The following is a 13,063-nucleotide window of genomic DNA, read 5'->3' as shown; positions in this document are numbered from 1 at the left end:
TCCATGTCTGCCCCCAGTCCCGGGGCCCGGGCGATGCCACCGGGCCCTGGCGTGATGGTTCCCGACTCCCGTCCCAACTACCCGCTCAATCAAGCTTGTTTGCGGAAAGTTGAACGGCTCCACTTTTTCCATGATCGGCACTCGTCTGGACGACACCACAGCCCACGACCTCATCACGACGGGCAAGGCAGTCGAAGTCGACGCCGACGGCCACCGCGTACGGGACTCCCGGGTCGAGTACCACCTGCGGCCCGCGCTCGGCCCGGTCGGTGACGACGTCCAGGCCGAGGTCGGCAGCCTGCTGGGCCGCCTGCTCGGCGAGGTAGGGATCGGGGGCGAGATAGAGCGCCGGCCCCGCGCCGTCGTTGAGGCTGGACTGGCAGATGATCAGCCCCACGAGTGTCTTGTCGGCCCCGGTGTTGAGCTTGACGACGAGATCCCGCTCCGTGCGGCGCCGGTGCCACTCCTCCAGGACCTGTCCCTGGGGATCGCGCAGGAACTCGTAGTGATCTGCGCGGGACAGCGCGTTGAAGAACACACGCGGATCGGTCGGCGCAACTGCCGATGCGTCGCCCAGAGAAGCAAAATCAAACTCCACACGAACCCCAAGTGCCCTCACATCGCCGTAGTTGCGTAGCGAGTGCACCACCTTATCGATACGGCGTGAGCGCAGCATATGGTTTGCGCGTCGGATGGGTGGCCACCACACCTGATCGGCACAAACCCGACGCCCGCATCTGCTCCGGGGACGGGCTGTGTGGGGCGGCCCCCAGCTCGGCGTGGACACCGGCCACCAGCCCGTCCGGTTGATCCCCGCCCAGCGTGTCGAACGTTCCCGCTCAACGGCCCTGCCCGGGTGGAGGGACTGGCATCCTCGTAACCGCCACGCGACCGAGCAGGGCCACTCTGATGATCAAGGGCCGCCGGAGCGGAACCCACGTGAACAAGCCTCCGGGTGTGCGAGCCGGACCATGAGCTCTCTGACCCCCGCTGGGCGGGCGGATCAGCGCAGTCCGGCGAATAGGTCGTTCTCGGGCACGGCCGCGCCGGTGGCGTCCTGGACACGTACGAAGGTCTCGACGCCCATCAACTCGGTGAACCTCTCCTGGCCCATCCTGAGGAAGAAGATGTTCTCGCCCTGGCTGGCGTGCGCGGCCAGCGCATCGAACTTCTGGCCGCCGAACGCGGTGGTGTCCACCCAGGTGGTGATCTCCTCGTCGGGGAGTCCGATCTCGGCCATCGCGTCGGCCTCAGCGGGATCCGGCTCCTGCCCGTCCGCACCGAACTCGCGCATGACCTCCCCGAACCGCTGCATCATCGAGCGGGGCGCCGTCGTCCAGTACACCTTCGGTGTCAGCGCGGTCATCGCCAGCGCCGCCATCGTGATGCGGTTGGCCTGGATGTGGTCGGGGTGGCCATAGAAGCCGTTCTCGTCGTAGGTGACGACCACATCGGGCTGGTAGCGCCGCAAGAGTTCCGCGAGTCGGGCAGCGCCCTCCTCCACAGGTGTCTGCCAGAAGGAGCCTGGGGCGTCATTGGTCGGCCACCCCATCATCCCGGAGTCGGCGTAGTCCAGCGTCTCCAGATGACTGACCTTCAGGACTTCGCAGCTTGCCTCGAGTTCCTGACGCCGCATCAAGGCGACGGCCGCCCCATCGTGCCCGGGATCGCCCGGCTTGACACCCCCCGGTCCGTCACCACAACCGCCGTCGGTGCACGTCACGAGGACCGTGCAAATGCCCTCCGCCGCGTACCGCGCGAGGACACCTCCTGTTCCAGTGGCCTCATCGTCGGGGTGGGCGTGTACCGCCATAAGCGTCAAGGGCAAGTCATTCATGAAACTGTCCTCCTGTGTGAAAAGGCCTCGGTCCGAGTCCGTGCCGGGCGTATGAGCGGTCGCCCTTCAATATCGGATGTCGGATGACCGGGCGTACCGCGGACCCGAGGGCCCCGGATCACGTCGGCTGTTGGCCTCTGTGTCCCCCATCCGCGCGGCGCCGCTCTCTTGGCGGTGCAACAGTGTCGGCCGGACCGGCTGTTCCCGCCGCACACCGGAACTGTGCCACTCCCGCGAGAACGAAGAGGCGGCCAGGGCTTTTCGTATGGACCTTTGGTCTGACCACAACTCACTGGCAGGGCTTCGGCGCAGTCGCGTGACGCCCGGTTCGTGATCACCACCTTCGCCGAGGACGCCTCCCAGCTGCGGACCGGCAACGCGCCCCGTGCGATGGCCACCTGACGCAATCTCGCCATCTGAGCCCTCCGCATGGCCGGAGTGAAGAACATCGCGGCCGGCCTCCGCCGCAACGCCCGCGAACCACTCCGCCCCCTGGCACTCCTCGGCCTCGGGTGATCACGAACCGGACGTCACACGACTACGCCGAAGCCCTGCCCCGCCGACCAGTCAGGAAAGGCCTAAGGACCTGCGAAGGCGGCCGCGCCCGCCCGGCGGCCCACCGCCGATCGACCCGGCCCCGGCCCCGGCCCCGGCCCCGGCCCATTGATCCTCATCACGGCGGCTCGAACAGCCTCAACTGCCGACCTCAACGGTCCTCAACGCCACCACGCCTGGCCTGATCCGACAGCTGCGGCATTGCAAGTGCCGATAAATCCATCCGCGCAAGTCAGATGGACGCTCGCGCTGTCTACCCTCCCCAGCCACCCAGGTATAGGGCATCAACACCAAGACGTCGTCGGCTCCGGCGACACCACACCAGCGGCACACTCCCGCCTCGCTTGGCACACTTTTTCTTACCGTGGGGGCCTCTGCCGACTGTCTCGCCATGGCGCCGCAGAGCCGGATACGGCACTCACGCCCTGGGAGTGCCCTATCTACAGACCGGCGACAAGGGGCTTTGCCCTGCCTTGGCGCGGGGCGCACCCCGGCAGCCAGGAACCCCACGTGCGAGCTGCCTGCGAAAACCGTGACGTCGGGGGCCCCTGGTTGACGACGGCGCACAGGTACCCGATACGGGGCGGTAGGTCTACCGGATCGGGTGACGGACGAATCGGGCAGCGTTGACACGTCTGCGAGTTGGGAGCACGAGGGCTCCCAGAGGGCTCCCACTTGCCCCCAGCCCGGACATGGTTAAAGCCGCCTCCGCTACCCGCGGAAACGGCCTCCGACCTGCGATGATGCTGGTCGGGACGACAGGATTCGAACCTGCGCCCCCTTGACCCCCAGCCACGTGACAACTCTCCGCGACGATCAGTAGCACACGGTAGCAGTGGATCTCGGGCGTCGCCATGGCCTGCACTCCTTCGCCCTGAGCACCGAGCCCGGGGAACTCGTCGCCACCCTGGACCCCGACCGCTCCTACTTCGACATCACCAGCTTCGAAACGGACCTGTCCGGCATTCTCGGCGCCCTCGTGGAAGTCGTCCCACGCGGCCCCGCAGTGGAAGTCGAAGAAACCGAACCCCTGAACGACCTCCGCGGGGTGGCGTGACCAACACACGCACCGCCCGTGAACACTGGGAGCTGCTCCGCCTGACCGACGCAACGCGACCCGATGACCGAGCCGTCGCAGCTCACCCTGGATCCTGACGTAGCCCCAGGTCGGATTCTCCCTCGCCAAGCGCTGGATGAGCGCGACCGTCTCTTCCGACAACGGCGGACGACCGGCTCTGACCGGTGCTTGACGCCACTTCCAGCGCACCAGACGGCGGTGCCAGGCAAGCAGCGTCCCCGGGGCGACCAGCCGATGACGACGCAAGGCGGGCGGCAACTGCCGTGCGAGAGCGGAGAACACGGCACGATCGGCCCACGAGATCCGCGGGCGCTCGACCTGCCGACGCAGCACAGCGTCCTCATGGCGGAGAGTGAGGATCTCGACGTTGTTCGCGGCGGTCGATCGGCCCAGCAAGAGGAGGCAGCCCAGTAGTCGACAGAAGATCAGGTAGACCAGTCACAGACCCACGATCAACGATCACGCCCATACTTGGGCGATCGCAAAACCCCAGGTCAACCACCCTATGGCAATAATGACACCGTTCAGGCCGGCGACCCGGCGATCGGCGCCTACAGATCTGCCCTGTGAACAGTCCGTTTCGATGCCTGTTCCCGCAAGGGGCCGGTGCCGTACAGATGGCGGCGGCACGCGGGTGCGCCTAGCCTGGAGGCTGCCGACCCCCCGAACTTCCGGAGGCGGACATGTATGACCTCCGCTACAAGATGATCATGGCGTTGACCGCCGCGGACTTCGGCAACCCCCTCTGCGAGCAGGCGGCCGACATCTGCGCCGAGATCGCCGACCAGCACTGCACACAACTGCACGTCGCCGACCGGGGAGCCCCCGACGCTGTGCCGACGGTGACGGTTCCACCCGGCGCCCGGGGACGGCCGTGAGCGCGGCGGTACGCCGGGGGTGGAAAGGACGCATGCGATGACCGCTGCTCTGCAACCGACGGTGGACATCCGCCGCAGCCGGGAACGGTACAAAACACAGCTGTCCTGGCTTGATTCCAAGCACTCCTTCTCCTTCTCGCACCACTACGACCCTCAGAACACCCACCATGGGCTGCTGCTGGTAAACAACGACGACATCGTCACCGCCGGCACCGGCTTCGAAACGCATCCACACCAGGACATGGAGATCGTCACGTGGGTGCTGCAGGGATCACTGGTCCACCAGGACTCCACCGGCCACACCGGGCTGATCTACCCCGGACTCGCCCAGCGCATGAGCGCCGGGACGGGCATCCTGCATTCGGAGAAGAACGACTCCTGGCGAGTCGAGGGCGTCAGCCCCCACACCGACCCCGTGCACTTCGTGCAGATGTGGGTCGTGCCCGACGAGGAGGGCATCACTCCCGGCTACGAACAGTTGGAGATCGACGATGCACTGTTGCACGGCGGCCTGGTCACCGTGGCCTCGGGAATGGACCGGCATGCCGACGCATCGGCGATCCGCATCAAGAACAAGTACGCCGGACTGCACGCGGCACGACTGAACCCGGGCGACTCGGTGCTCCTTCCCGAGGCGCCGTTCCTTCACCTCTTCGTTCCCCGCGGCACCGTCACGCTGGAGGCATCCGGAAAACTCGAAGCCGGGGATTCCGTGCGCTTCACCGCAACCGGAGGCCAGCGGATCACCGCCGACGAACCCGCCGAAATCCTCGTCTGGGAAATGCACGCCACTGTCAAAGGCTGGTAAAACTCAACTCAGGCTCATCTTTGCATCGGGTGTGCTCTAGATGCTGCCGTGAGAAGGGTCGGTGGCAGAAGCCCCTTTCCAGCGCGAGCTTTGAAAGCGGACGCTCGCGACGAGCATAACGAGTCCGGCCGTTACTCCCGCGGGAAGAGCTGTGGTGAGCGGGGCGTGCAGTCCGTAGGCCACGACGCCGACGTCGGCACCGATGACGACACTCGTGATCACACCAATACTGCCCGCAACGCTGAGCATCCGCTGAAATGGCTGTCGGTGCGGCGTCAACATGGCCACGGCCTGCTCGGCACCGGCCACAGCGAGGAGCAGGTCGGCCAGCTCGGGAACCAGTTCCGCGTACATGGCGCGCAGTCTGGCGATACGGATATTGAACTGCCAGTCGTCAATGGAGATCTCCAGGCAGCGAACGAAGGTGACCACACCCAAGAACGCCAGCGACGACAGCACCAGCGTGTAAAAGGTGGTGGTCCCTGCACTGTGCCCGGCGCGACCGTAGAACCCGAGAGCAATGAGGCCGGCCGACAGGGCGCCGAGGAAAATGCTGGCCCGTCCGTTGGCTTCGCCGATCGTGGCGGCGCGTTGCGTCTGCATGTTGTAGTGCTCGGTGGTCAACACAGTGATCCAGGCTGATGCGGCCGCGCCGGCGGCACTGAGCCGCAGGGGTTCATTCGGGCCCGGACCTGGCGGCTGTTCCGGGCAGGATTCGGTCATGGTTGAGTCAATCTGCCGTCCCCTTGTCCATCAATGCATCAATTCTTACATACAGTGACAGTTTCAGGAGTGTATTGCGCTGCGTGGCGTAGGCCTCGATTCAAATCGTGGCCGCGCAAGACGGCTCCTGGTTTCCGGGAACGGCTGGTCAGCAGTCCAGCGCACCTTTGGTGCGCGCCGGGGGCGTGGTAAATGCTTTAGCGGGAACGTCCCGGTGAGCGGGGAGCGACCATGGACCGTTTCGAAGCCGCCCTCGCGCAGTGTGAGGGCGCGGTGCTCGGGGCTGTCGATCACCTCCGGGCCGATTCCGGCGTACGGGTCGAGGTCGGGGTCGAACTCGCCTAGGCGAAACCGCAGTTGCAGCTGACGGCGCACCGCCCGGTCCACGTCCTCCTCCTCGATCAGCCCGCGCTCCAGCGCCTCGCGCAGTCGGCCGATCACGGTGGCGCTGTCCTCGCGGTGGTCGGTGAAGCTGTCGATGCCGGCCTTCAGCGCGGCGGCGTGGGAGGTGGGGTGGTCCTCGAAGTAGTGCTCCAGTTCCACCAGGTTGCAGGGTGCTTCCTCGTCGCTGACCACGAACAGTTCGTGGCCGGTGGTCCGGGCCCAGGTCCGCAGCTCCGTCTCGATGAGCGGGCTGACGTGGCAGGGGCGGCCGTTGAGCAGGTTGAAGGCGGCCAGGTCGTACTCGTGCAGCACGCGGGGGCGTAAGCCGGAGGAGGTGACGCAGCGATCCGTCTCGTTGTTGTAGGCGAGGAAGTCAGCGGGTCCTCGGAGTAACCCTCTTCGTTGCGGCCCCACCTCGGATCGCGCAGCAGGTTCACCACCGGCGCCCAGGTCTGGAGGCCGTTGGTGCCGGACCCGGTCGAGGTCGGCCGGTGCCGGTGGAAGGCGCGCACTTCGACCGACACCGCCTCGGCGACGGCACGCACCAGATCCTCGTCCCATGCGGCTCCCAGCCCCACCGCCTGCGGAAAGACGGTCGCCACTCCCAGCCAGGCCACCCCGTGCAGCGCTTCCGTTCCGGTGCGGAACGAGGCGATGCCCAGGCGTGGGACGGCCGGAACGTACTGATGCGGCATCGCGACCCGCTCGTCCAGTGTGAGCCGGTCCAGCAGGTCGCCGACGCGCTCCCCGAGCGGAAGCGCGGGATCACGGAACGGCAGCTGGACGGCAGCGGCGGAAAGGGAGGGAGATCCCAAGAGTCAGACCCCTCAACAGACGGATGTGGATGGCGGGCCGAAGGCCGGAATGTCGAAGCGCATCGACGCTGCCACCGCCGTGGCGGCTGTCAATGACCTGCATAAAGAAACTTTCGTTGTGTTCAGCCTCTTGTTTCGCCCGAAACGTGTCCATTACCTTTCGCCCTGCAAGTGAAGCGCTTCGACGCTTCCCCAGGGGAAGGGCCGCCTCCATGACGCACGAGTTGAACCGCAGAAGCTTCGTCGGCGCAGCAGCCACGGTCGCGGGAACGGCCGCACTGACACCATTGCTGTCCGGCTGAGGGGGTGGCGGACTATGCCGCCACGTGACAGGGATCGCTCCCCCGCCACGGCTGCGACGGCCGTCGGCCTTCACCTCCTGGCGGCGCCGGTGCCGACCACCCGCCGGAGCACGACCCGACTCCCGTACCGGAGAAGCAGCCATGACCACCCGCAGCATCACCGACCGCCTGAGCGGCCTCGCCTTCGGCGGGGACTACAACCCCGAGCAGTGGGACGAGCCCGTCTGGAAGGAGGACGACACACTCATGCGCAAGGCCAGGGTCAACCTGGTCACCGTGGGCGTTTTCTCCTGGGCCCTGCTCGAACCGGAGGAGGGCCGCTACGACTTCGCCTGGCTCGACGCCCACATCGAACGCCTGCACGCGAACGGCGTGGCCGTCGACCTCGCCACCCCGACCGCCTCCCCGCCGCCCTGGTTCACCCTCACCCACCCCGACGCACTGCCGGTCACCCCCGACGGCACCCGCCTCACCCACGGCAGCCGCGACACCTACTGCCTGGCCGCGCCCGCCTACCGCAGCGCCGCCCGCCGGATCGCCTCCGCCCTGGCCGAACGGTACGGCCACCACCCCGCCCTCGCGCTGTGGCACGTGCACAACGAGTACGCCACCCTCTGCTACTGCGAGTACGCCGCGGCGGCCTTCCGGGAGTGGCTGCGCGCGCCACGGTTCGCTGGACGTCCTCAACGAGGCGTGGGGAACGGCCTTCTGGAGCCAGCGCTACACCTCCTGGGAGCAGGTGCTGCCGCCACGCGCGACGCAGTGGCACAAGAACCCGGGCCAGACCCTGGACTTCCGCCGTTTCTGGTCCGAGGAGACAATCGCCGCCTTCCGCGAGCAGCGCGACGCCATCCGCGCGCACAGCGACCGGCCGGTGACGACCCACCTGATGCTGCCCGCCTACCAGAACCTGGACCTGTGGGCCCTGGCCCGCGAACTCGACGTGGTCGCCTCCGATCACTACCCAGGGTCACCGGGTCTGGACGCCGCCGCCGACGTCGCCTTCCACGCCGACCGCACCCGCTCCCTGGCCGGCGGTCGCCCGTGGCTGCTGATGGAACAGGGCACCAACACCGTCTACGACGGTGACCGGGTGCTCGGCAAGGAGCCCGGGGAGATCCTGCGCCACACCCTCGGCCACATCGCGCGCGGTTCGGAGGGCGCGCTCTTCTTCCAGTGGCGGCAGTCCCGGGCCGGCGCCGAGACATGGCACTCGGCGATGGTCCCGCACGCGGGGCCCGACAGCCGTATCTTCCGGGAGGTCACACAGGTCGGCGAGGCGGTCGCCCGGCTCGGCGAGCTGGCGGGCTCGACGGTCGACGCGTCCGTGGCCGTCCTGCACGACGCGGACGCCTGGTGGGCGTTGAGCGTCGACGGCCTGCCCTCCGCCGGCCTCGGTTACCACAAGGAGCTGAGCCGAGCGCACCGGGCGTTGTGGGACGCCGGCGTCACGGTCGACTTCGCCCATCCCGAGCACGAGTTGAACCGCTACGCGCTCGTCATCGCCCCGGCCCTGTTCCTCCTTTCCGACGCGGGCGCCGAGAACCTGCGCCGCTATGTCGCCGGCGGCGGGACGCTCCTCGTCCAGCACGCGAACGGATGCGTCGACGACCGCATGCAGGCCCGGCTCGGCGGCTATCCCGTCGGGCCGCTGCGCGACGCCCTGGGCATCCGTGTCGAGGAGCACCGACCGCTGCGGGCGGATGAACGGATCGCCCTGTCGGACGGGTCGTTGGGCACGGTCTGGAGCGAGTCCCTGCACACCAAGGGCGCCGAGACGCTCGCCGCCTACACCCACGGCATGCTGGCCGGCAGCCCGGCGCTGACCCGGCACCGATTCGGAACCGGACAGGGCTGGTATCTCTCCACTCGCCTCGACGACGCCGACTACGGCGCTCTGGTCCGCCGGCTGCTCGACGAGGCCGGTGCCGGCCCGGAAGCGCCGGGTCTGCCGGGCGGTGTGGAAGCCGTCACCCGGCACGCGCCCGACGGCCGCCGCTGGCACGTTCTGATCAACCATGGCGCGGACGCCGTGCCCCTGCCGGAGCCCGTCCACGACCTGCTCACCGACACCACGGCCCATGAGCTGCCACCCGGTGGTTGCGCAGTGCTGCGCAGGCCATGACTCCGAGAGGTCACCATGACCGAGGAACGGCACACGATCCGCTGGGGTCACGATGCCCTGCGGCTCCGGCTCAGCCGCCCGGAGGCGCCCTCTCCGGACGGCACCTCCGCCTGAGACACACCCTCCCCGCCTCTGTGGGCACCCGACACCTCGAAAGGACCTGGTGACTTGTCAGACACCGGACCCGCCAACCCCGTGATCCCCGGCTTCCACCCCGATCCCAGCATCTGCCGGGTGGGCGACGACTACTACCTCGTCTGCTCCAGCTTCGAGTACTTCCCCGGTGTGCCCGTCTTCCACAGCCGTGACCTGGTGCACTGGACGCAGATCGGCAACGCCCTGGACCGGCCGAGCCAGCTGCCTCTGGCGGCCGATGTGCCGTCCTCCGCCGGGATCTACGCCCCCACCCTGCGGTACCACGACGGACGCTTCTGGCTGATCGTCACCAATGTGAGCGAGGGCGGTGGCAACCTGGTCGTCACCACCACGGACCCGGCCGGACCGTGGTCGGATCCCGTCCGGCTCCCCGGCGTGCCCGGCATCGATCCCGACCTGGCCTGGGACGAGGACGGCACCTGCTGGTGCACCGTCGCCGGGATCGCACAGGTCCGCATCGACCCGCACACCGGTCGGACGTACGGACCACCGCAGAAGCTGTGGTCCGGCACACCCGGCGCCAAGGCCCCGGAGGCGCCGCATCTGTACCGGATCGGCGACTACTGGTACCTGCTCATCGCCGTGGGGGGCACCGAGCGCGGCCACGGCGTGGCGATCGCCCGCGGCCGTACGCCGAGCGGCCCGTTCGAGCCCTGCCCGGCCAACCCGATCCTCACCCACCGGAGCACCGACCATCCCGTGCAGAACACCGGGCACGCCGATCTGGTCCAGGCCCCGGACGGCTCGTGGTGGATGGTGCTGCTCGGGGTACGGCCGGGCGGCGGCACGCCCGGCTGGCACGTACTCGGCCGGGAGACCTTTCTGGCGCCGGTGACCTGGGTGGACGGCTGGCCGGTCGTCGGCGAGGTCGCACTGGACCTGCCGGAGCTCCCTTGGCCCCTTGTCCCCGGCCCCGTCGAGGGGCAGCGGGACGACTTCGACCTGAGCGAACTGCGGCCGTTGTGGATCTCTGTGCGGGACCGCCCGGCAGAGCACTGCACCACCAAGGAGCGCCCCGGATGGCTGACGCTGCGCGCGCGGGGCGGCTCCCTGGACGAGCCCGACGTCGTCTTCACCGGCCGGCGTCAGCAGCACCTGTCGTGCCGGGCGCGCACCCTGGTCGATCCCTCGGAGGGACGCGGCGGCCTGGCCGTGCGGCTGGACGAGCGGCACCACTACGCCATCGAGGTGTCCGGGGGCGAGGTGCGGGTGGTCGCGCGCGTCGGCTCCCTGCGCACAGTGGTGGCTGCACAGCCCGTACCCGACGGGCCGGTGGTCCTCGGCCTCATGATTGGCGACCCGCCGCCTCCGCACGACGCCCGCACCGGCCCCGACGCCGTCTCCTTCGGCGTCGAGCAGCCCGACGGCACCCTCAGCGTGCTCGCGACGCTCGACGGCCGCTACCTGTCGACCGAGGTCGCCGGCGGCTTCACCGGCCGCGTCATCGGCATGTACGCCGCGGCCGGCACCGTCCATTTCGACTGGTTCGACTACGAGCCCATCAGCCGCTGAACCGGCACCGCCCAATGGATCTGCACGGACAGGCAGGGCCGACGGTGGCGGCTGATCGCCACGGATCGGATCACCATCCGCACGACCGACCGAGAGGAACGGCACGTGAAGGACATACGGCAACCCGCGCACCACCGGAACCGGGGTCCCGGACGCCTGGCGGCCCTGCTGCTGGCGCTGCTCGTCATCCTGGGGCTGTCCGGTGGCAGCGCGTCCGCCGCGCCCGACGGCACCAGGGAGCCATCGCGGTCGGCGGTGAGGGTTCCGGCCGCCGCCAAGGACGCCGTGGCGGCGATGCAGCCCAGCTGGAACCTGGGCAACAGCCTGGACGCGATTCCGGACGAGACGTCCTGGGGCAACCCGAAGGTCACCAAGGACCTGTTCGACACCATCCGCGCGCAGGGCTTCCGCAGCGTCCGCGCCCCGGTGACCTGGACCGACCACCAGTCCGCCACCGCCCCCTACACCATCGACGCCGCCTACATGAGCCGCGTCAAGCAGGTGGTGGACTGGGCGCTGGCCGACGGCCTCTACGTCGTGATCAACGTCCACCACGACTCGTGGCAGTGGATATCGAAGATGCCCACCGACCATGACAACGTGCTCGCCCGCTTCAACGCCACCTGGACCCAGATCTCCTCGACGTTCCGGGACGAGCCGCGCACCCTGCTCTTCGAGAGCGTCAACGAGCCGGTCTTCGACAACGCCACGGACGCGCAGAAGACGCAGCTCCTGAACGAGCTGAACACCTCCTTCCACAAGGTCGTCCGCTCCTCGGGCGGCGGGAACACCGACCGCCTGCTCGTCCTGCCCACGCAGGTCTGCACCCCGTCCCAGACCCTCATGGACGACCTGTCCACCACGATCGGCGCACTGCACGACAGCAGCCTGGTCGCCACCGTGCACTACTACAGCTGGTACCCGTTCAGCGTGAACATCGCGGGCGGCACCCGGTACGACGACAACGCTCAGAAGGACCTGACCGACGCCTTCGCCCGCATGAACGACACGTTCGTCGCCCAGGGCATCCCCGTCTACCTCGGCGAGTACGGTCTGCTCGGATATCCCGACGACAACCACCCCTCCCGCATCGAGCGGGGCGAGGCACTGAAGTACTACGAGCATGTCGGGTACGCGGCACGCGCCGCCGGTGTCACCACCGCCCTGTGGGACCCCGGCTTCGCCTACCTGAACCGCTCCACCATGCAATGGCGCGACCCCGCCCTGTTCGCCTGGATCAAGTCCAGCTGGACCACCCGCTCGGCTACGGCCTCCTTCGACAAGGTCTTCGTACGGAAGTCGAGCCCGATCACCGCCCAGACACTCACCCTCAACCCGAACGGCACCACTTTCCAGGGCCTGTGGCAGGGCGACACCAAGCTGGTCGAGGGACGGGACTACTCCGTCTCCGGCGATCAGCTCACCCTCACGGCCACCGCGCTGACCCGGCTGACCGGCAACCGGGACTACGGGGTCAACGCAACGCTCCAGGCCCGGTTCTCCAGCGGGCTGCCCTGGCAGATCGACATCATCACCTATGACCCTCCGGTGCTGTCGAACGCCTCCGGCACGACCGGCTCGTTCACCATCCCCACGCAGTACCGCGGTGACGTGCTGGCGACCATGGAGGCCAAGTACGCCGACGGCAGCAACGCCGGCCAGGCCACCTGGACTCCGTTCCAGGAGTTCAACACGGCCTTCTCGCCGGACTACCCGGGCGGCAAGACCATCCTGACCTCCGACTTCCTGAACGAACTCCGCGACGGTGCACCGGTGACGCTGACGTTCCACTTCTGGAGCGGCGCCACCGTCACGTACCACGTCACAAAGTCCGGATCCTCGGTCACCGGCACGACGTCCTGACCGACCGGCCCCTCGCCCTGGTTGCCC

The 13,063-nt window shown here is 68.3% G+C and carries 8 protein-coding genes and 2 pseudogenes; 6 read left to right on the top strand and 4 right to left on the bottom strand.

All coding sequences use genetic code 11. From position 1 onward, the window contains the following. Positions 1-85 precede the first annotated feature (85 nt). Together ACWY4P_RS46180 and ACWY4P_RS46175 are read right to left on the bottom strand one after the other, a co-directional pair. Positions 86-676, bottom strand: a complete 591-nt coding sequence (locus ACWY4P_RS46180; RefSeq protein ID WP_456206803.1) for a DEAD/DEAH box helicase family protein — start codon at positions 674-676, stop codon at positions 86-88. Positions 677-1,003: 327 nt separating this feature from the next. Next, a complete protein-coding gene (locus ACWY4P_RS46175; RefSeq protein ID WP_456206802.1) occupies positions 1,004-1,837 on the bottom strand; it encodes a PIG-L family deacetylase in 834 nt (277 codons plus the stop codon). A gap of 1,390 nt (positions 1,838-3,227) precedes the next feature. On the opposite strand from ACWY4P_RS46175, the gene ACWY4P_RS46170 reads away from it, so the two are divergent. The 3 genes from ACWY4P_RS46170 (at position 3,228) to ACWY4P_RS46160 (ending at position 5,156) form a co-directional block, all read left to right on the top strand. Then, positions 3,228-3,449 carry a hypothetical protein gene (locus tag ACWY4P_RS46170; RefSeq protein ID WP_456206801.1) on the top strand — a complete coding sequence of 74 codons (222 nt, stop codon included), beginning with the start codon at positions 3,228-3,230 and terminating at the stop codon, positions 3,447-3,449. Positions 3,450-4,153: 704 nt separating this feature from the next. Further along, a complete protein-coding gene (locus tag ACWY4P_RS46165; RefSeq protein ID WP_456206800.1) occupies positions 4,154-4,348 on the top strand; it encodes a hypothetical protein in 195 nt (64 codons plus the stop codon). A 37-nt stretch (positions 4,349-4,385) separates the two neighbouring features. After that, positions 4,386-5,156, top strand: coding sequence for a pirin family protein (locus ACWY4P_RS46160; protein WP_456206799.1), 771 nt, complete (start codon positions 4,386-4,388; stop codon positions 5,154-5,156). A gap of 36 nt (positions 5,157-5,192) precedes the next feature. Here the strand turns inward: ACWY4P_RS46160 and ACWY4P_RS46155 are convergent, their stop codons facing one another. Both ACWY4P_RS46155 and ACWY4P_RS46150 read right to left on the bottom strand, forming a co-directional pair. After that, entirely contained in the window at positions 5,193-5,879 is a 687-nt protein-coding gene (locus tag ACWY4P_RS46155; protein ID WP_456206798.1) for a hypothetical protein, read from the bottom strand. Between the two features lie 264 nt (positions 5,880-6,143). Further along, positions 6,144-7,078: pseudogene (locus ACWY4P_RS46150) on the bottom strand (glycoside hydrolase family 3 protein); the annotation flags it as partial. 443 nt (positions 7,079-7,521) lie between these two features. Here ACWY4P_RS46150 and ACWY4P_RS46145 point away from each other — a divergent pair. From ACWY4P_RS46145 to ACWY4P_RS46135, 3 genes and pseudogenes are all read left to right on the top strand, one after another. Next, positions 7,522-9,505 (top strand): annotated as a pseudogene (locus ACWY4P_RS46145) (beta-galactosidase). 168 nt (positions 9,506-9,673) lie between these two features. Continuing rightward, positions 9,674-11,173: a glycoside hydrolase family 43 protein gene (locus ACWY4P_RS46140; protein WP_456206797.1), complete on the top strand. Its 1,500-nt coding sequence runs from the start codon at positions 9,674-9,676 to the stop codon at positions 11,171-11,173. Positions 11,174-11,278: 105 nt separating this feature from the next. Continuing rightward, positions 11,279-13,036 (top strand): cellulase family glycosylhydrolase, encoded by a 1,758-nt coding sequence (locus tag ACWY4P_RS46135; RefSeq protein WP_456206796.1) that lies wholly within the window; start codon positions 11,279-11,281, stop codon positions 13,034-13,036. Positions 13,037-13,063: the final 27 nt, after the last annotated feature.

The sequence above is a fragment of the Streptomyces sp. LZ34 genome (assembly GCF_053890475.1).
The sequence above is the reverse complement of the archived record's forward strand: the minus strand, read 5'-3'. Positions and strand labels throughout refer to the sequence as shown.

Bases quoted from the DNA above. Each gene is read 5' to 3' on its own strand.
- ACWY4P_RS46180 (WP_456206803.1), bottom strand. From the start codon at position 676: ATGCTGCGCTCACGCCGTATCGATAAGGTGGTGCACTCGCTACGCAAC.
- ACWY4P_RS46175 (WP_456206802.1), bottom strand. From the start codon at position 1,837: ATGAATGACTTGCCCTTGACGCTTATGGCGGTACACGCCCACCCCGAC.
- ACWY4P_RS46165 (WP_456206800.1), top strand. From the start codon at position 4,154: ATGTATGACCTCCGCTACAAGATGATCATGGCGTTGACCGCCGCGGAC.
- ACWY4P_RS46160 (WP_456206799.1), top strand. From the start codon at position 4,386: ATGACCGCTGCTCTGCAACCGACGGTGGACATCCGCCGCAGCCGGGAA.
- ACWY4P_RS46155 (WP_456206798.1), bottom strand. From the start codon at position 5,879: ATGACCGAATCCTGCCCGGAACAGCCGCCAGGTCCGGGCCCGAATGAA.